Raw genomic sequence first — 21,048 nt, 5'->3', positions numbered from 1 at the left:
TTTATGCCAGGCGAAGAGGTCAGCCAAGCCAAGCAACAGCTTAAATTAATTATCGACCCTTACTTATCGGTAAGCGAAGTCGAAAAAGTGCTTGCTGCCTGCGATTTTGCCGATCTAGCGCACACTGGCATTACACGTAAAAGTGGCGAACCCTATATTTTGCATCCGATTGCGGTAAGCTGCATTCTTGCAAACATGCGTTTAGATGCTGAAACTTTAATGGCAGCACTTTTGCATGATGTTATTGAAGATACTCAATATACAAAAGAAGATATTATTGAGAAATTTGGCCTAACCGTTGCCGAGCTAGTCGATGGTGTAACCAAACTTAGCCAATCAAGCGATAAAGAATATAACAAGGCAGCTTCATTCCGAAAAATCTTGCAAGCAACCTTACAAGATCCGCGTGTCATCATTATTAAATTAGCAGATCGCTATCATAATATGACAACTCTAGGTGCTCTGCGTCCAGATAAACGTGCCCGTATTGCTCAAGAAACTTTTGATATATTTGTACCGATGGCAAGATTAGTCGGCATGAATGAAATGGGCGATAATCTAGAGAATCTCTGTTATCAAAACCTTGATCTAGATATGTTTGATAATGTTCAAAATGCACTGCTTCAAACAAAGCCAGAACGCTGTAAATATCAAAGTATTTGGGAACAAAACCTCGCTGAACTTCTACATAATTATCATATTCAAGGCCGTATTAAAAAGAAAAATAACAATATCGAATTATTACGCCATTTCGTTAAAAACGAGATGGATCTCCAAGAGCTTACCCATAGTCATGCTTTTGAAATCGTTTTACAGTCTATTGCCGACTGTGACCGCTTAGTCGAAGCATTAAGAGAAAACTTTCAGGTTATCCAGTATCAAGACCATATTCGTCGCCCATTACCTGGCGGGAACCAGTCTTTACTGATTAAGCTTAAAGGCGAAAAAACGACGCTCTCTCTTACAATTCAAACCGAGCTGATGCGTAAAGCTGCTCGTTTTGGGGTCGTGTTAGGCGAAAATGCGCCGCAAACTTGTCGTTCTGCCATTCAAGCCTCAATGCAGAACTTAAATACCTTGATTGATGGCGAATGTGCTAAAACAACTTTCAATGATTTACTCGATTACCTACACCAAGAAAAAATCTGGGTATATACACCGCATGGTCAACTGCATGAGCTGCCACAAGGCGCTACCGTAGTTGATTTTGCTTATTCAGCAAGTTTATTTTTAGGTAACCATGCCGTTGGCGCAAAAGTCGATGGTGAGATTAAACCACTTTCTACCCCATTAGTTAGCGGTCAGGTTATCGAGATTATTACGGATGTTTTGGCAACACCAAACCCAGACTGGCTAAGTTTTATTAATACGCAGAAAGCTCGTCGTGCATTACAGCATGTGCTTAAAGATCAAGATATCGAAGAACAACGTCTAGTTGGTGCGCAAGCCCTTTCTCGTGCACTGAAACTCTTTAATCGTTCAATCAATGATCTTTCTGACGCTGATTGGCTAGATCTGTTGCAATGGCGTCATATCGATAATAAAAATACATTGTTTGAACAAATTGCAGTAGGCGATTTATTACCTCAACTTGTAGCAAATCACCTGTTTGCCCATGATAAACACCCACAAGTAGAAAACTCAGATCGACTTATTCAAAGCACTGAAGGTGTCGACGTTAAATATGCACACTGCTGCAATCCAATTTTAGGCGATCCAATTCAAGGGCACTTAACACGTCGTGGATTAATTGTGCACCGTATTCGCTGTCATAACTTACTACATGAACAACATCTACACCCTGAAAATATTATGCCGCTTCAATGGAAAGCAGATGATGTAGATGATGTCCGTTTTACAGCCTACCTTGCTATTTATATGGCGATGAATGATGAACAGGTATCAGATCTGATTTATCAATGTCGTAAAAATAACGCTGGTGTAGAGATGGTTCACTCAAATGAGCAGAGAACTTTTGTGAATATTGTAGTGAATAACCGTAAGCACATTGCAAAAGTCATCCGTGATTTACGCATGCACTATGGTTTCCCACGTATTGAACGTTTAGATGCCCCTACGCCACAAATGGAAATTTCAAAAGTAAGCTAAGTTTCTCTAGAGATGATTGACTAGATTTATGTTTCCTTAACAAAATCAAACTTTCCAAATTCACTTAATCAATTAAATCGATGGTACTTTTGTCCAAAGCTATCATCGATTATGATGGAAATAGATTTAATCAAGGAGAACCAAATGTCCCGCCAAGTCATTCATACTGAAAATGCCCCTGCTGCTATCGGCACCTATTCTCAAGCTATTTTAGTAGACAATACGCTATATCTTTCAGGGCAAATTGGTTTAGACCCATACAGTATGGAACTTGTAGAAGGTATTGAAGCTCAAATTCGCCGTGTATTTGATAATTTAAAAGCAGTTTGTGAAGCTGCTGGTGGGTCACTTGCAGATATTGCTAAGCTCAATATTTTTTTAACTGACCTATCAAATTTCCAACTCGTCAACCAAATTATGGGTGAATATTTTGCTCAACCCTACCCTGCACGTGCAGCGCTTGGTGTAGCAAGCTTACCAAAAGGTGCATTAGTGGAAATGGACGGAATTGTAATTATTAATCAATAAGATATAAAAAAATTAAAATATCTAAATTTCACTATTTCATTTTTAAAACATGAGCCACCTTGGCGTAAAAATCTAAATTATTCTTAGATTTCCGCTTAGGTGGTCTTTTTTTATTCAAAATCCCAATAAGGATAAATGAGATTTTAAATGAATTTCATTGACAAACGATAATAATTATCAATAATATCAATTATCGCATTTATATTTGGGGATCACTCCCATGTACGTTTGCTTGTGTCGTGGCATTACTGATCAGGATATTAAAGACGCTATCGAAAATGGCGCTGAAAGCTATCGTGAAATTCGCGACTTGCTTGATCTTGGTACATGCTGTGGACGCTGTGCACCAGAAGCTCGCGCTATCATTAGCGAAGAATTAGCAGAAATCGCTGCTCGTATTTCTGTAGCTGCATAATAAAAATGAATATTTAACAAAATTTATTGACTCCTCCACCGCTTTTTGCGGAACATTCATAGTTCCTCATTCAAGCGGTTTTTTTTGGCATAAAAACCTTCTTTCTAATATTGTGTTGTTTTTGATTGCGATTTTCATTTGCTGTTCCATAAATTACTCGCCATCTCTCTGATTGTTCACTAAAATGGATTTATAGATTGCCTTAATCAAGTTTGAGGCAGAAATTGTTTTGGAGTAGCTACAATGAAAGGCAATCGTGATGTCATTAATCAGCTCAATCAAGTGCTGTATCATCATTTAACTGCAATTAATCAATACTTTTTGCATTCACGTATGTTTAATGACTGGGGAATTGAGCAGCTTGGTTCTGCTGAATATAAAGAATCAATTCGTCAAATGAAACATGCTGATAAAATTATTGAACGTATTTTATTTTTAGAAGGTCTACCTAACCTTCAACATTTAGGTAAACTTTATATTGGTCAACACACAGAAGAAGTTCTCCAGTGTGATATCCGTAAAGTAAAAGAAAATATAGAAGCAATTCAAAAAGCGGTTGCTTTAGCTGAAACAGAACAAGACTATGTCACTCGTGACCTTGTTCAAGAAATTTTAGAAAAAGAAGAAGAATATTGGGATTGGTTAGATACTCAAATTGATCTTATTGGCAGCGTAGGTATTGAAAACTATATCCAGAGCCAAATGTAATTCCTCATAAAAAAATCCCCTTGAGTACAAGGGGATTTTTTTATTACTTCTCTTTTAGTAATTCCGATAGCGTTATTTTCTGTCTATAGAGATGCTGTAAAATAAATATCTGCTGCTGTGCCTGCTCTACTTTTCCATTATAAGCGAGTAATTTTGCGTATTTACGTAAGTTATATGGGGTAGGTTTATTCTTTACAAAATTTGCCCATTCAACCAAATCAGCTTCAGATAAAACATTTTGGGGATTAAGTTCAATCCACTTTAAACGCTGCTCAAACTGCGTTAAAACAAAAATTTTACCGCTTCCCATAAATTCAGCGTTTGGACGCTTATTATTAAAAAGCAAATTACTATTTAGAACATAGACATTGTAATCACGTAAAATCGCAATAATAAGCAGCAAACTCACAACACATGACAAACGAAGCAGATGTTTACTGAGGACAATTCCTTTAAGCACAGGAGTCTGAGCTTGTACAATACCAAGTAGAAACCCACAAGTAAGCAAGAAATAAGCGTAACGTTGTGGAAATTCTAGCATGGCATGAATAAGTACTGTACATACCATCATAATCGCAATAATTGAGATGGTATTTTTAGCTTGTTGGTTTAACCAAATAAACCAGCAAGCAAAGTAGGTAATGATTACAGTACCCAGTGGAATACCATTCCAAATAATTAAATCGAGCAGCACATTATGAGCACTAGTCGTCCACTCTCCAGTTGGGAAAGCATGATAAACGGTCATTTGTGCCACACTGGTTTGATTCCAACCATAACCCAACCAAGGGTGCTGCTGTACAGCAAGCAACATTTGTGACCAGATATTAAAACGCAAATACCCAGAGCTCGCTCTTTCAACTAAACTATTTGCTTGGGTTACATCAGTAGTTGACCATGCTTCAATTAAACTAGTAGCAAATGGCAGAACTATGCCAGCCATTACGAAAAAACCAACACACCACAAAAAACCTTGAATAAAACCAAATTTTTTTTGTTTTTTAAATTGTTTAACTATCCAGTAGATGAATAAGAATGGAAAAACGATCCATGAAGTGCGTGACTGGCTTAAGGCGATCGTAAACAGAATAATGAGTGCTGAAGGCAGGAGTAACCAGACGGTTGCTTTATTTTTTTCATATAGATACAAACACCCTAATAACCCAATAATTAGGAATGTTGCCATATTGTTGGGCTGACCAAAATTTCCGTAAGGACGGTTACCAATCAAATTGAGTATATAAATAAAATTTGCCTCTAAATTTAACCATTGGCAAATCGCAATAAAACTTGTTCCTACAGAAACTGCTAACACTAAAACACTAAAACCAGAAAAAAATTGATCTCGCTTTTGCTGATCTAAAGATAGGTTGTAACCTGCCAAGACCATAAACCAAAAACCTAGCAAGTAAAATGAACTTAGTAAGGCCGTACTCAAATCAAAAACAAGACCAAAGCCCCACTGTACTATCGGAATAAAAGTAAATGGCAGTAATAAGAGCTGTGCTCTAGGAATTTTAATATTTTGTTGAATTAGGGCAGCTAGAACACATAACCCAGCTACAAATGTACTCACTTCACTGGAGAACATCACCCAAGGGCTATAATGAAATGGCGACAACCATGCAAAACCCAATAGAATTGCAGCGAAAAATAGGAAGAATACTTGCATACCAGAAGCTAGTAACTATTAATAAAATTATTGAAATTATACACTTTACTTATAAGCAAATTTGTTGTTTTAAACTTATTAAAAAGTTAAATAAAAAGAGGGATTACCCCCCTTTTTATTTACACTAATTTATTTAAGAAACTGTACATGACTTCGGAGCAATGGCTGCTGTAATTTCTGATGAACCAGCATTTGCAATTGAACAGGCCCAACCACCGGTATCAGTGGTTACTCCAGAAGCATCTGTTGCTTCAGCAGTACGAGTTAATGTAATTACCCCGCTAGTGATTGTTGCAGAACCCTTTAAGGTACAAGTAATAGTCCCTGTAGTACCCGCAGTTGAGGTTGCTGTAACAGCACTACAGTTATTAGTCGTTGCATTTAAACCAATATTAGCAGGAGTTGTAACAGTTGTGCCTTCTGATAAAGCCAATTCAAACTGAGTTTTCCCTGGGCTAATCTCGGCTAATGCCGCTGTGATTTGTGAACGTGCGGTATATTTTTGATATTGTGGAATCGCAATTGCAGCCAAAATACCAATGATGGCAACTACGATCATGAGTTCAATTAATGTAAAACCTTTTTGTGCATTCATAGCCTTTTCCCCAAAGATTGTATGTATGTTTTTATATAAGCTTTTTCAGCTATCAACTATATTGCAGCATCCATGCCAACTTTTTATTAACATTTAAAAACAAACACTTATATTAAATTTAATTATTATTAGACTTATAATCACTGTAAATAATTGACAAAATTTGTCACTCAAACTTTATTAGCAATAGGTCACTAATAAAAAACAGCTCATCACTTATTTCAATTTTTTAATTCTTTATTGTGATAAAAATCTCATTAAAAATAGAAAAAAAGGTGACATTTTTTGTCAGTCACCTTTAAAAGTAAAAATAAGAAAATTAGCTAATATAGGAAGGTTACAAGGCAGCTTAATTCAAAATAATCGGAGCATTGCCTAATTCATTGGATTGATCAGGCATGTTTTCGTCATAAAACTGTGACATCACCTCTCCAATTTGTTGTACGCCCATCACTACAGCTTGTTGATATTCTTTTTGCTTAAGCTTTTGTACTATTGCTTCACAAATCTGTTGCCAGACTTGATCGTTAGTCGCATTTCGAATTCCGCGATCAAATATGATTTCTACTGTTCGTTCACATAAATTTAGGTATAACAATACACCACTATTTAATGCAGTATCCCAAACACCTAATTCTGCAAATAATTGCTGTGCTCTTAAACGTGTATTTTGTCTATAGGCTTGTGAACATGGAATATGGCCTTCAATTACAACCTGTATTTCTCCAACATGCCCATGTTCTGCCTGCTGTACCGCATCAGCAATAGCTTGTTTATCTTGTTTGGAAAAATATCGGCTGCTGGCTGGCAAGTAACAAAAGTGCTTGAACCAACGTTTTAGGCTAGGTTCTACTGATTCCTCAATTTTTGGTTGAGTAATAATTTGTGTTGTTTCTGATGTTGTTACCATGAGCCTGAAGCACCTCCACCGCCAAAACGACCTCCGCCGCCGCCATAGCCTCCACCACCTCCACCGAAGCCACCTCCGCGACCGCCACCACCAGAACCACTTAAAATGGCCTGTAAAATAAGTTGGGCAATTGAAGTAATGAGTAAAAAGAAAATACCAAAACCAAGTAACAAGCTGGTCACTAGCCCAGCACCATTTACAAAACCTGCTACTGCAGCAGCGACACCTGCTGTAGAGGCACTAAGTGGACGACCGACAATAAATGATCCCACAATTCCAGCAACCAGAATAAATAAAGCCATTGTCAGCGTTGTCTGTTTGGCTTGTTGTTCTTCAGCAGCTTGATGTTGGCGCTCTTTCAAATCTTGAGCAGCTTGCTGAGCTACTTCTGGGTCAAGATTTAAAATTCTTCCAATTTCATCCAGACCTGCATTTAAACCTTGCCCATATTGGGCTTGTTTAAAATAAGGTGTAATTTGGTTTCGAATAATCCGACTTGCCACAATGTCAGGTAACACACCTTCTAAACCATAGCCGGTTAAAATTTGCATACGGCGATCATTTACAGCAACTGCAATGAGTAATCCATTGTCACGTTTAGCTGAACCTAATTGCCACTGTTCACCCACTCGTAATGCATAATCAAAAATATCTTCTTGGCCCGTAGTCGGAACAATAACGACACCAATTTGCGCTTTACCTTGTTGATATAAACTTAGAATTTTTTGGTCGAGCTGCTGTTTCTCAGCTTCACTTAAAATGTTAGCTTGATCAATAACAGGCTGATTTAAAGTTGGCAAACCACGAATTGATTCACCATCAGCCATATCGTTAGCAACTTGGACTTGAGGGGCAGCACTTGAAGCAGCTTGCCCCTCTAATTTAGTTGAAGAAGCTTGAGCTTGTTGCTTTTGTATAATTTTGCCAGCAACTACTGTATCAGTCTCATCCGTAGCAGTTGCAATATTGCTTTCACTCCATGCCGTATTCTGAAAAAGAACACCACAACAGAGCAAAATTAAGGTCGAAATAAAGACCTTAATTTGCTTTGATTGAAGCAATAGAGTATTTCTCATACGGCACTCCTTTGATTTATAAAATTAATCAAAAGAAACTTTTGGAGCCTGTTGAGCAGAAGCTTCTGCAGAGAAATTGGCTTTTGGATGCATACCAATTACTTTTGCAGTTACTGCTTGCGGGAATTGACGCACATATGAGTTATAGTCTTGTACCGTTGTAATATAACGATTACGTGCAACTGCAATGCGGTTTTCTGTACCCTCAAGTTGAACTTGTAATTCTTGGAATTGGGTATTAGCTTTCAAATCTGGGTAATTTTCCGAAACAGCAATGAGTCGAGATAATGCCCCTGTTAATTGACTTTGAGCCTGTTGATATTTTTCAAGTAAAGCTGGGTCTTCTAAAACTTCTTTATCAACTTTTAAACCCGCAACATTAGAACGCGCCTGAGTTACTTCGGTGAGTACTTGCTCTTCATGTTTAGCATAGCCTTTCACTACATTAACCAGGTTTGGTACCAAATCTGAACGACGTTGATATTGGTTTTGTACTTCAGACCAAGCTGCTGTTACAGCCTCATCTTTTACTTGTAGAGTGTTATAACCACATCCTGAAAACAGCAAGGTACTGGCAAGTGTTGTTGCAATCGCAAATTGTTTCAATGTTTTCATCGTCACATTATCCTCAAGTTTTTCTTTATATTTTTAACCTCTTTGCCTGATTGTATGATGATTTTGGCATTATTGTGTTGCTTTTATTTTATTGATTTTAAAAAACTGGATTTTAGATCCGGTTATCTACTAGCTCAATCGCTGATCTTTTTCTTGTTCAAAACTTGCCATTTGATATTCTTCTGCTAAAGAGCTTTTCCAGTAATTAACCATCCTGCCATAATCTTTTTGACTCGGATGAAAGTCTTTTTTGTAATATGCAAAGTATTCTGGTATTAACTGAACAAGCATCTTCATTAGCAAATACAATCCAAATAGATTACCTCCAATTTTAGGCAAGCTGTTCCATTTATCTTGCCAAAATAAACGCGTTGTCCCATAAAAAGCGAGACTCGCAAATCCTGTAGTGACACTACGCATCAATAAACGTCGGATACGATCATCACCATATACATGTTGATAGACATCAAATGCAACCGAACGGTGTTCAATTTCTTCAATCGCATGCCATACCCAAAGTTTTAGCGCATCTTCATCTAGCGTTCTTAATAGCTCTGGATGCTGCAATATATATCCCCCAAGTAAAGCAGTGAAATGCTCAAACGCACAGGTCAATGCCAATTGCAGCTTAGGTGAAATTGTTCTTAAATATTTATCGCGCTGATTTAGCCAATTTTGAAAACTGTCCAGATTATAATCATCACGTCGCCAAGCTTCATTAAACTCGCCATGTGCTTTGGAATGCATGGCCTCTTGTCCAATAAAAGCCGCAATTTGTGCTTGTAGTTGAGAGTCTGAAACTTTATCGCGAACATTACGTACGCTATTTACGAAAAATTGCTCTCCTACCGGAAACGTTGACGAGAGTGCAGTTAAAAAATGAGACATGAGGGGCGATTTTGCAAAATAGTGCCGTTTAATCGCTTTTGGATTAAATTCAAGACGACGCACTGTAATACCCAACGCTTTTCGACGATTTAAATATGATTTTTCTGCCGTCATACCTGCGATGTTCATATTCAACACCTATTGTATTGAAGAAGGAGGTTTCGAGTATGTCGCGAGCCTAAAAAGCTAAAAAGGGCGAAAAAGCTTATTGTATTTGCCAAAAACATCAAACTGATTAATGGTAGATAATAAAAAAGCCTACTTTAAGTAGGCTTTTTTAAGAGTTTTAACAAATTAATTTATTAAACACCAAGGTAGTCCAAAATACCTTCAGCAGCTTGGCGGCCTTCCCAGATCGCAGTTACGACAAGGTCTGAACCACGTACCATATCACCACCCGCAAAGATTTTCGGGTTTGATGTCTGGAATTTGAACTCTTGTTTTTCAGCTGCCACAACACGGCCTGAACCATCAAGATTAATATTCGCATTACCAAACCAGTCCGCTGGACTTGGACGGAAACCGAAAGCAAGTAAAACTGCATCTGCTGGCAATACTTCTTCAGAACCAGGAATTGGCTCGGGGCTACGACGACCGCGACTATCTGGTTCACCCATTTGTGTCGTTACCACTTTTACGCCTGTCACTTTGCCATTTTCACCGACAATCTCGATCGGTTGGCGATTGAATAGGAATTTTACACCCTCTTCATAGGCATTTTTTACTTCACGTGCAGAGCCTGGCATATTGCTTTCATCACGGCGGTATGCACAAGTTACATCGTGAGCACCTTGACGTAAAGACGTACGGTTACAGTCCATAGCGGTATCACCACCACCTAGAACAATAACTTTTTTACCATCCAAGCTGATGTATTCACTTGGATCTTTTTCCCAACCTTGGCAACGGTTCACGTTGGAAATCAAGAAATCAAGTGCATCATAAACACCATCAAGATCTTCACCTGGGAAACCACCCTTCATGTAGGTGTAAGTACCCATACCCATGAATACAGCATCATATTCTGCAAGTAATTCATCAATCGTGATGTCTTTACCAATTTCCGTATTTAAACGGAATTCGATGCCCATACCTGTGAAAATTTCACGACGGCGTTTCATTACATCTTTTTCCATTTTAAATTCTGGAATACCGAATGTAAGTAAGCCACCAATTTCAGGACGCTTATCGAATACAACTGGTTTAACACCACCACGAGCTAGAATATCCGCACAGCCTAAACCAGCAGGACCAGCACCAATAATTGCAACTTTTTTGTCAGTCCATTTTACGCCTGACATGTCTGGACGCCAGCCCAAAGCAAAGGCTGTATCGTTGATATATTTTTCAGCATTACCAATCGTCACTGCGCCAAAACCATCATTTAAGGTACACGCACCTTCACATAAACGGTCTTGTGGACATACGCGACCACATACCTCAGGTAATGTGTTCGTTTGATGACAAAGCTCAGCAGCTTGGAAAATTTGGCCTTCAGCGATGAGTTTTAACCAGTTTGGAATGTAGTTATGTACAGGACATTTCCATTCACAATAAGGGTTACCACAGCCTAAACAACGGTGTGTCTGATTAGTGACAGTTTCCGATGTAAAAGGTTTATAAATTTCCACAAATTCTGCTTTGCGGACAGTAATATCTTTTTTCTCTGGATCTTGACGAGGTACATCCAGAAATTGAAAGTCATTATTTAGGCGTTCTGCCATGTCTCTCTCCGTGGGTAGGCGCGGATTTCCTTGTTGCCCGCACCTGCCTATGTCTTTGCAGTCGTGGAATTATTGTGGGTCAGCTTGTGTTGTTTTCAAAAGCGTTTGCAAATTAGCAGCTTTTGGTTTCACAAGCCAGAATTTACGGCTGTAGAAATCGAACTCATTGCGGATTTTATAAGCCCAAGCACTACCAGTTTCTTTAATGTGCTCATCGATAATACGCAACAAGAACTCTTTATGATCTTCCATAGATTCTGTTGAAATACGATTTAAATCAATCAATTCGTGGTTGTAGTAATCTACGAAGTCATTATCAAGGTCAAGTACATAAGCAAAACCACCAGTCATGCCCGCACCAAAGTTATGGCCTACTTTACCAAGTACAGTCACAACACCACCTGTCATATATTCACAACAGTGATCACCGGCACCTTCGATTACAGCAAATGCACCAGAGTTACGAACTGCAAAACGCTCACCCGCTGTACCTGCTGCAAAAAGCTTACCGCCAGTTGCGCCATACAAACACGTATTACCAATAATTGCCGTATTTTGTGTTTGGAAAGGCGAACCTTGTGGTGGGAAAATCGAAATACGACCACCAGCCATACCTTTACCTACATAGTCGTTTGCATCACCCTCAAGACGGATATGTAAACCACCAGCATTCCAAACCCCAAGAGACTGACCAGCCGTACCAGTTAAGTTCATTACAACCGGATGTGCTTCCATACCCAAGTTGCCATAGCGACGAGCAATTTCACCTGATACACGAGCACCGATCGAACGGTCACAGTTCACGACCTTGAAGTTGAACTGACCACCTGCACTTGATTCAATTGCAGGAAGTATTTCAGCAACCATTTTCTCAGCTAAAACGCCTTTATCAAATGGTGCATTACCTTCTACTTGACAGTATTGCGCTTTACCTTCAGCAGAAGGATGTGAAGTTAATAACGCACTTAAATCAAGGTGAGCATGCTTTTCAGTTTCGCCCGGTAATACTTCAAGTAAATCAACACGACCAATTAAGTCTTTCAATGAAGAAACACCTAAAGCAGCCAACCATTCACGCGTTTCTTCCGCAATAAAGTGGAAGAAGTTGATGAGCATTTCTGGCTCGCCAATGTAGTGTTCTTGACGTAAATGATCTTGTTGAGTTGCAACACCAGTTGCACAGTTGTTTAAGTGACAAATACGGAGGTATTTACAACCTAGAGCGATCATTGGTGTTGAACCAAAGCCGAAACTTTCCGCCCCTAAAATTGCTGCCTTGATCACATCAAGACCAGTTTTTAAACCACCATCAGTTTGTACACGTACTTTTCCGCGCAAGTCGTTTACACGAAGTGCTTGATGCGCCTCACTAAGACCCAATTCCCATGGAGAACCCGCATGGTGAATTGAAGAAAGTGGAGATGCCGCCGTACCACCGTCATAACCAGAAATGGTAATGAAGTCCGCATATGCCTTAGCAACACCTGCTGCAATTGTTCCCACACCCGGTTCAGATACCAATTTCACAGATACCATTGCTTTCGGGTTAACTTGTTTCAAGTCAAAAATTAACTGAGACAAATCTTCAATTGAGTAAATGTCATGGTGTGGCGGAGGTGAAATTAGCGTTACACCCGGTACCGAGTAACGTAAACGTGCAATTAAGCCATTTACTTTACCACCCGGTAACTGACCACCCTCACCTGGTTTTGCACCTTGAGCAACTTTAATTTGCAATACTTCAGCAGAAGTTAGATATGCAGGCGTTACACCAAAACGACCAGATGCGATCTGTTTGATTTTCGAGTTACGAATTGTTCCGTAGCGAACAGGATCTTCACCGCCTTCACCAGAGTTTGAACGGCCACCAATCGTGTTCATCGCGATTGCAATTGCTTCATGTGCTTCTGGAGAAAGAGCACCTAAAGACATACCTGCCGAGTCAAAGCGAGGCAAGATATCTTCAACTGATTCAACTTGCTCAACAGGAATTGAATTCGTTGTTTTTAACTTAAATAAGTCACGGATTGTCGCTACTGGACGGTTATTCACCAGCTCAGCATATTCTTTAAAGTCTTCGTATTTACCAGAGCGAACAGCTTTGTGTAATGCATTAATCACATCTGGGTTGAACGCATGGTACTCTTTATCAAATACGAATTTAAGTAAACCACCCTGATCAATTGGCTTACGATTTGACCAAGCTGTCGCTGCTAATTTTTTCTGATCTTTTTCAAGGTCAGCAAATGTAGCGCCCTGAATACGGCTTGGAACGCCTAAGAAACATTGATCAACAACTTCAGATGACAAACCTACTGCTTCAAAAAGCTGACCACCGCGGTAAGACGCAACGGTAGAGATACCCATTTTTGAAAGAACTTTTAATAGACCTTTCTCAATACCTTTACGGAAGTTTGCTTGCGCATGAATTGGATCACCTAAAAGTTCACCTTTAGCAATCAAATCATTGATCACGTCATATGCAAGGTATGGGTAAACTGCGGTTGCACCAAAACCAAGTAATACCGCAAATTGGTGCGGATCACGTGCAAAACCAGTTTCAACCATGATGTTCGCATCAGTACGCAAACCAGTTTTGATGAGGTAATGATGTACCGCACCTGTTGCAAGTGCTGCGTTTGCAGGTAATAAACCTTGGCGGATATTTTTATCTGTTAAAACAATTAAAGTTTTGCCGTCACGAACTGCTTGCGCCGCTTCTTCACAGATACGCGTAATCGCAGCTTGCAAACCTTCTTCTTCAGCATAGTTTAAGTTGATATCAACTGCTTCGTAACCCGGACGCTCAATGCTACGGATTTGCTGCATTTTTGAATTTGACAATACAGGGCTAGAGATGATGATACGATCAGCATGCTCAGGACCTTGCTCAAATACATTCTGCTCACGACCTAAACAGGTTTCAAGCGACATTACAATTGACTCACGTAGTGGGTCAATTGGCGGGTTTGTTACTTGAGCAAACTGTTGACGGAAATAATCAGTTACGTGGCGTACTTGACGAGACAATACAGCCATTGGCGTATCATCACCCATAGAACCTACAGCTTCTTGTCCACTTTCAGCAATTGGACGCAACAATTGATCGCGCTCTTCAAATGTCACCATAAACATTTTTTGAGCCGCTTTTAAAGCATCGCCAGTTAAACCTTTATCAACTAATTGTTCTTCAAGTTCTGGATTTGCTTTTAAACGAATTGCATGGTCACGCAACCACTCACGGTACGGGCGCATGTTTTTCAAATGCGTACTAACATCTTTAGTATCAAGTACTTTACCTGTTAGGGTATCAACTACTAAAATTTGGCCAGGGCCTACGCGACCTTTAGAAATAACATCTTCAGGCTCATATCCCCAAACACCAATCTCAGATGCTAAGGTAATGTAATCATTTTTGGTAATCACCCAACGTGCAGGACGTAAGCCATTACGGTCAAGCATACAAATCGCATGACGACCATCTTGAATAACAAGACCAGCTGGACCATCCCAAGCTTCCATATGCTTAGAGTTGAACTCATAGAAAGCACGTAAATCTGCATCTAGAGTTTCTACGTTTTGCCAAGCTGGTGGCACGAGCATACGTAAGGCACGGAATAAATCCATACCACCACCCACCAAGATCTCAAGCATATTATCTAAGCTTGATGAGTCTGATCCCGTACGGTTAACGATTGGGTCAAGCTCTGTGAGGCCTGGTAATAATGGGTTTTCAAATTTAGGAGTACGCGCCAACGCCCAGTTACGGTTTGCTGTAATTGTGTTGATTTCACCATTATGAGCAAGATAACGGAATGGCTGAGCCAAAGGCCAACGCGGTAATGTATTGGTAGAGAAGCGTTGGTGGAATACCACGATATGTGATTTTAAACGCTCATCTGCTAAGTCTGTATAGAACTCAGCAATTGCAGCCGGCATCATCAAGCCTTTATAGCTGATTACTGTCGAACAAAGCGTAGTCACATAGAATGACGGATCATTTTGTAATTGTTGTTCTGCACGACGACGTGCCAAGAATAATTTACGGTTAAATTCAACTTCAGTCACACCCATTGGGCAGTTCACAATAACCTGTTCAAAAGCAGGGAGCGATTGAAGAGCAATTTCACCTAGTGCATCGTTATTTGTAGGGACAACACGCCAAGCCAGTACACGTAAGCCATCTGACTCGATTTCTTTCGTTAAAATATTTTTAGAATGTTGCGCTAATGCTGGATCAGTATTTAAAAATACAGTACCCACAGCAAAAATTTCACTCAGTGTAATATCACTCAGTTTTTTTGCTTCATCACGGAAAAATTGCTTTGGCATCGCCAATAGTAAGCCGCAACCATCTCCCGTCTTGCCATCTGCGGCAATACCACCACGGTGCGTCATGCAACTTAAACTGTGAATCGCGGTTTCCACAAGATGATGACTTGATTCACCCTTCATATGGGCGATCAGTCCAAAACCACAGTTATCCTTAAACTCATCAGGCTGATATAAACCTTGAGCGGGAGCTACAGTATTAGGCGATGGCATGTGCATAGCGTACCCTTCTTTCAATAAGGCTCTTTCGAGCGTCAAACAAACAACTTATTTCTGCGATATTGCCTATGGACGATAGTTAGCTCAATGTTTCGCAAAAAAAAATTTTGGGCTGATAAGCCAATATACGCTGTTCCATTTTTACGTACACTGGTTTTTGCTAGAAAAATGTTTTGACTTATTTCGCACTCTTTTAAAGCAGTTCGACCCCACGACTCTGCATAGAATTCACTCTTTAGAGCGCCAAAATAGTTTGCAGCACATTAATAAGCACAAGAATAAAGCAAAAACTATGCCAATATAATTTTTAGAGGTTAAGTGTTTATATTTGTTAAAAATAGATAGGTTTTATTCAGGTTATCATTTTAATAAATGACCAAATATGCACCACTGTCGATCAAAATATATATATGTTTTTTATTTTTGCACCACAATAGAGCAATTCAACCTTATGATTAATTGCCTCGTGTGCCCTCATTTGTTGCATTTTTTGTAGAAACTTCAGTTGTGCGATTTTGTTGAGCCTTTTTAGCCGCATCACCTGCACCAGAATTAGACTGATGTACATCCACTACATTTCCCTCAGCATCTCGACGAATAATTGTTGTTCGAGTTGTAGAGTTTGTTGTTGGAGAAGCTACTTTAGGTTGTGTATTCACGGTTCCGCCTACGCCAGACCCTATGAGTAATGACTCATCAATTTTAGGCAAGGCAGCTGGACGTAATCGCACTTCATAAGTTTGGCTCATTCCACCTTTCATTTCATCCGCTCCCAAATCATTAACTAAGGGTGCATAGGTCGAGAATTGTTGGGGATGAGGTTTAACTGACTCAGGCAAATCAAGATTCAGTTGAGTTAATTGTTGAATAGCATCTTCAGAACGTTTAAATACGCCATACGTCAATACATATTGTTCAGATTGCTTATCTCCACTTAAACGGAAGTAGATAAATTTATTGCGCTCTGGACGATTTTTTAAAAAGTTTTTAATAATATCTTCATCAGACGCACGGAAAAGCTCAAGCGTCCATTGTTTCTTATTTTCATTAATAAATTTTGTACCGCGGAACTCTGCCTCATGTTGACCAGAAGCAACCGTACGAGTCGTTAAATCAAGAGGCCTAACTTCATCAGCTAAAGCCCCTAAATTAGCAGTTGTTGCTACTTTTTCAGGCTGAATTTGCACTGGTGCATCTGCATCAGCTGCTTTTTCAACTTCAACTAGCTTCTTACTATCGGTCATGACCCAGAAAATAAAGGCCAGAAACAAGCAGACGATACCACCCACCAACCAGATATATTGTTGAACATTCTGCCAAAGTGTACGTGATACAGTCATGTGTTACCTTAATTTATTATCCGTGTTGATTCGCCAAAATAGCTTGTTTCATGAGTTCGACATCAAAGTCTTTGGTAATTACTGCTTGACCAAGTTGCTTTAACAACACTAAGCGTAATTGACCATTGAGGACTTTTTTATCATGAGCCATATATCCAAGGAATTCATCCAATGGAATTTTTGGACATGATATCGGCAAATTAGCGCGTTGAATAATTTTTTTTGTACGCTCTACATCATCGCTTGAAATCCAACCTAAGCGTTGTGATAAATCAGCGGCCATTACCATACCTGTTGCTACTGCTTCACCATGTAACCAAGTGCCATAACCCAAGTAAGATTCAATTGCATGGCCGAAAGTATGCCCCAAGTTGAGTAAAGCTCGTTCGCCTTGCTCTTTTTCATCATTAGCCACAATACGCGCTTTATGAGCACATGAACGATAAACAGCTTCCGCTAAAAGCTCAGCATCCCGTCCAATCAACCCATCCATATTCTGCTCTAACCAAACGAGAAAATCAGCGTCGCCTAATAAAGCATATTTAATGACTTCCGATAATCCAGCCGATAACTCTCGATCAGGTAAAGTATTGAGTTGTGCCATATCAGCTAAAACGACTTGAGGTTGCTGAAATGCACCTAGCATATTTTTACCGAGTGGGTGGTTAATACCAGTTTTACCGCCTACACTTGAATCTACTTGTGAAAGGAGCGTAGTTGGAACCTGAACAAAATAAACACCGCGCTGGAAACATGCCGATGCAAAGCCAGCCATATCACCAATAACACCACCGCCTAAAGCTAAAACCGTACAATCACGATTAAAGCCAGCTTCAAGTAATGCATCAAAAATCAAATTTAAATGCTGAATATCTTTATATTTTTCACCATCAGGCAAAATACAAGTCGCTACAGTTTTACCCAAACTTTTTAAAGCTTCTTGATAGTGAGATAAATATAAAGGAGCAACCGTTTCGTTACTCACGATCATAACCTGTTGACCATGAAGATAAGGCTCAAGCAACTGCTTAGGATCAAGTTGACTGCCAATAAAAATAGGATAACGGCGTTCGCCTAATTCAACATGTAAAGTTTGCATGAGTTTATAAAACCACAAGTAAGTTTGGCTATTTTAGCGGGTTGGACAAAATAAGTTGCAGAATCTTTTGAGCAAGATCACGAGCAGCGCCCTGATTGGTTTCAATCGTGTAATGAGCAACTTCACGATATAAAGGGTCACGTATTTTTAACAAATCTCGTAATTTTTGTTCAGGATTTTCAACTTGTAATAACGGTCTGTTTTTATCGCGATAAGTTCGTTGTAATTGTAGTTCTACAGGGGTGTACAGATAAACAACTATACCACGTTGCTTTAGAAATTCGCGATTGGGTGCTTGAGTGATCGCCCCTCCTCCTGTCGCTAACACCAAGGCCTTACGGGAAGTCAACTCATTTATGACTACGGTTTCACGGGTACGAAATCCAATTTCCCCTTCTTTCTCAAAAATCCAGGGAATAGTGGCGCCTGTTTTGCGTTCAATTTCATGATCACTATCTAAAAATTCACGCCCTAATAGTTCGGCTAAATGACGTCCAACGGTTGTTTTTCCTGCCCCCATGGGCCCTACCAAATAAATATTTGGCAGGGTTTCAAACGCTTTGCTTGGCAAGGCGCCACCTATTTCAATTGCTTTCATTAAAAAATATATTAATGATTTCTCACCAAAGTGTCATTAACAATTCGTGGCGTAACGAAAATCAGTAACTCTTGCTTATCATCAGATTTCACATCTTTTCTAAATAAACGTCCAACGACGGGAATGTCTCCAAAGAAAGGAACCTTGGTTTGTGAGTTAGAAGTCGTCTGCTCAAATACTCCTCCTAAAATAACAGTCTCACCATTATTGACGAGCACATTAGTATTAATCTGATTCTTATTTAAAATTAACTCGCCATTGGGAGCCGCGCCAGCCACAGAATCCTTTGAAATATCCAATTTCATTTGAATTTTGCCATCAGGCGTAATGCTTGGAGTAACATCCAAACTTAAAAGCGCATCTTTAAATGATGTACTTGCTGTAGCTCCAGCAGCAGAATTCGTCGTAGTTTGATATGGAACCTGTTGACCTGTGGCAACTTTTGCAGGTTGTTTATCTGCGGTCATCACTTTAGGGGTGGAAATCACCTCACCATAGCCATCAGCTTGTAGTGCAGAAAGTTCGAGATCAAGCATAAAATCCGACATACTAATCAAACCAAAGGCAATACTTCCAGCTGGATTAGTTACCCCTAAATCGACATTTAAATTGTCTGGGCGTTCAATCGTATATTTATAACCACCTGTGGTTTCATCTTTTTTAGGTTCTCGTAAATTCCACAAGGTTGTTTCACTGCCACCTACTAACAAATTATTATTATTGGTAATCCCTTGCGATAATATGCCCCATTTAACACCGAGTTCTTTAGTAAAAGAAGTAGAGGCTCTTACAATACGTGCCTCAACCATAACCTGTTTAACTTGTACATCCAAAAGATCAATCATTTTACGAATTTGATCAATCGACTGAGCCGTATCATTAATAATTAAGGTATTGGTACGGTCATCTTGGGTAATTGTTCCACGTGGACTCAATAAACTTCCTACATTATTACCTAAACTATCAACACCAGTATTTAAATTGGTTGAGGTTGAAGTACCCCCGCCAGAAGTACTCTGCAAACCATTACTATTGTTTGAGCCTTTGGTAACTAAGCTCATAATATCTTGAGCTCGTGCATATTTCAGTTGAATATACTCAGTTTGTAACGGCGCTAATTTCACACTCTGTGCAACAGCTTTTGCCTCTTCTTCTTCAGCCTTAATCAATTCTGTAACTGGAGCAATCCAAATTACATTTCCATTTCTGCGTTTATCTAAATTTTTAGTTTTTAAAATAATATCAAGTGCTTGGTCCCACGGAACATCTTTTAAACGCAAAGTAATATTACCTTGAACGCTGTCAGCTGCAACCATATTAATGCCAGTAAAATCAGCCAGTAACTGTAAAACGCGACGAACTTCAATATCTTGAAAATCGAGAGAAAGCTTATTACCAGAATAATTAGGTGTCTTATATAAAGAGGTTACATTTTTGTCCTGCGGACGCTTTAAGCTAATGGTCAATTTATTTTCTGCCTGATAAGCCATATATTCATAGCTACCAGTAGATTGAATCGTAATAACGCCATTGCCTTTTTCATTATAAGATTCAATTGTCGAAACAGGCGTAGCAAAATCATTTACATTTAAGCGTTTAGCTAAGTGTGTAGGAATTTTAGAGCCTAACGTTCTCACCACGACCTTACTCCCTTGTTGTTGAACATCAACAGGGGTATTACTTCCCAGCAAGTCAATAACAATAAGGCCTTCACCTTGACTACCGCGCTGGAAACCAATATTTGAAACACCTTGGGGTTGCACAACACTTGTTGGTACGGGCTTCGCTACAGCTTGAGCTGAATTAATTTTTAAAATAAAAGTATTGCCTTCAATACGAGTAGTAAAAGCACCTGCCTCATTTAAATTTACTGTTAAACGTGAACGCTGATCATCAGAGCTTACATCGACCGAGCTCGCCTCATTAGTTCCAATCGCTACTTTTGTCTGTGTAAGATTCTGCTGTGCTTTATTAAAATCTAAAATTAAGCGTGAAGGATTTTCAAGTTGATATGCTTGTGGTTGCGGCGGCAAACCATTAAACATCACTCGAATTTCCGTACCCTGACCCGCTATTTGCGTCGGTGCTATGTTGGTCATGCTGACCTGTGCAGATGCAACCTGCATAATTGCAACCGCTACAGCCCCCATAAAAAACTGACTGAATACGTGATTCATTGTCTAACCATCCCCAATTAAATAATCTTTAAAAATACTTTTT

The 21,048-nt window shown here is 39.4% G+C and carries 16 protein-coding genes; 4 read left to right on the top strand and 12 right to left on the bottom strand.

Features of this window, described 5'->3' with window-relative positions; all coding sequences use genetic code 11:
* Positions 1-3: 3 nt before the first annotated feature.
* The 4 genes from spoT to bfr all read left to right on the top strand — a co-directional run bounded on the left by spoT (position 4) and on the right by bfr (position 3,760).
* Positions 4-2,109 (top strand): RelA/SpoT family protein, encoded by a 2,106-nt coding sequence (gene spoT, locus SOI81_RS01545; RefSeq protein WP_016142894.1) that lies wholly within the window; start codon positions 4-6, stop codon positions 2,107-2,109.
* 144 nt (positions 2,110-2,253) lie between these two features.
* Entirely contained in the window at positions 2,254-2,637 is a 384-nt protein-coding gene (locus SOI81_RS01540) for a RidA family protein (RefSeq protein WP_002116996.1), read from the top strand.
* A gap of 220 nt (positions 2,638-2,857) precedes the next feature.
* Complete coding sequence (bfd, locus tag SOI81_RS01535; protein WP_000289091.1) at positions 2,858-3,052, top strand: bacterioferritin-associated ferredoxin; 195 nt, start codon at positions 2,858-2,860, stop codon at positions 3,050-3,052.
* Between the two features lie 243 nt (positions 3,053-3,295).
* Entirely contained in the window at positions 3,296-3,760 is a 465-nt protein-coding gene (gene bfr, locus SOI81_RS01530) for a heteropolymeric bacterioferritin subunit Bfr (protein ID WP_000678123.1), read from the top strand.
* Positions 3,761-3,803: 43 nt separating this feature from the next.
* On the opposite strand, the gene SOI81_RS01525 is transcribed toward bfr, so the two are convergent.
* The 12 genes from SOI81_RS01525 to pilQ all read right to left on the bottom strand — a co-directional run bounded on the left by SOI81_RS01525 (position 3,804) and on the right by pilQ (position 21,005).
* Entirely contained in the window at positions 3,804-5,432 is a 1,629-nt protein-coding gene (locus tag SOI81_RS01525) for a PglL family O-oligosaccharyltransferase (RefSeq protein WP_320541147.1), read from the bottom strand.
* 133 nt (positions 5,433-5,565) lie between these two features.
* Positions 5,566-6,027, bottom strand: a complete 462-nt coding sequence (locus tag SOI81_RS01520) for a pilin (RefSeq protein WP_224992052.1) — start codon at positions 6,025-6,027, stop codon at positions 5,566-5,568.
* Between the two features lie 349 nt (positions 6,028-6,376).
* Positions 6,377-6,937, bottom strand: coding sequence for a TPM domain-containing protein (locus SOI81_RS01515; RefSeq protein ID WP_320541146.1), 561 nt, complete (start codon positions 6,935-6,937; stop codon positions 6,377-6,379).
* The gene (locus SOI81_RS01510; protein ID WP_320541145.1) at positions 6,931-8,013 is read right to left on the bottom strand and encodes a TPM domain-containing protein; all 1,083 of its coding nucleotides are present in this window, start codon (positions 8,011-8,013) and stop codon (positions 6,931-6,933) included. Before SOI81_RS01510 ends, SOI81_RS01515 begins: the two co-directional genes overlap by 7 nt.
* Positions 8,014-8,037: 24 nt before the next feature.
* Entirely contained in the window at positions 8,038-8,628 is a 591-nt protein-coding gene (locus SOI81_RS01505; RefSeq protein WP_002117090.1) for a LemA family protein, read from the bottom strand.
* A gap of 129 nt (positions 8,629-8,757) precedes the next feature.
* Complete coding sequence (locus SOI81_RS01500; RefSeq protein WP_320541144.1) at positions 8,758-9,645, bottom strand: metal-dependent hydrolase; 888 nt, start codon at positions 9,643-9,645, stop codon at positions 8,758-8,760.
* Between the two features lie 173 nt (positions 9,646-9,818).
* Positions 9,819-11,240, bottom strand: coding sequence for an FAD-dependent oxidoreductase (gene gltD / locus SOI81_RS01495; protein WP_016142888.1), 1,422 nt, complete (start codon positions 11,238-11,240; stop codon positions 9,819-9,821).
* A gap of 69 nt (positions 11,241-11,309) precedes the next feature.
* On the bottom strand, positions 11,310-15,785 hold the full coding sequence (gltB, locus tag SOI81_RS01490) for a glutamate synthase large subunit (protein ID WP_238514466.1): 4,476 nt from the start codon (positions 15,783-15,785) through the stop codon (positions 11,310-11,312).
* A 461-nt stretch (positions 15,786-16,246) separates the two neighbouring features.
* On the bottom strand, positions 16,247-17,131 hold the full coding sequence (locus tag SOI81_RS01485) for a hypothetical protein (RefSeq protein ID WP_239975228.1): 885 nt from the start codon (positions 17,129-17,131) through the stop codon (positions 16,247-16,249).
* Positions 17,132-17,147: 16 nt separating this feature from the next.
* A complete protein-coding gene (gene aroB, locus SOI81_RS01480) occupies positions 17,148-18,230 on the bottom strand; it encodes a 3-dehydroquinate synthase (protein WP_016142885.1) in 1,083 nt (360 codons plus the stop codon).
* Between the two features lie 28 nt (positions 18,231-18,258).
* Complete coding sequence (aroK, locus tag SOI81_RS01475) at positions 18,259-18,828, bottom strand: shikimate kinase AroK (RefSeq protein WP_016142884.1); 570 nt, start codon at positions 18,826-18,828, stop codon at positions 18,259-18,261.
* Between the two features lie 11 nt (positions 18,829-18,839).
* The gene (gene pilQ, locus SOI81_RS01470; protein WP_320541143.1) at positions 18,840-21,005 is read right to left on the bottom strand and encodes a type IV pilus secretin PilQ family protein; all 2,166 of its coding nucleotides are present in this window, start codon (positions 21,003-21,005) and stop codon (positions 18,840-18,842) included.
* Positions 21,006-21,048: the final 43 nt, after the last annotated feature.

It is taken from the genome of Acinetobacter pittii (genome assembly GCF_034067285.1).
In the GTDB taxonomy this organism is placed as follows: Bacteria; Pseudomonadota; Gammaproteobacteria; order Pseudomonadales; family Moraxellaceae; genus Acinetobacter; species Acinetobacter pittii_E.
The sequence above is the reverse complement of the archived record's forward strand: the minus strand, read 5'-3'. Positions and strand labels throughout refer to the sequence as shown.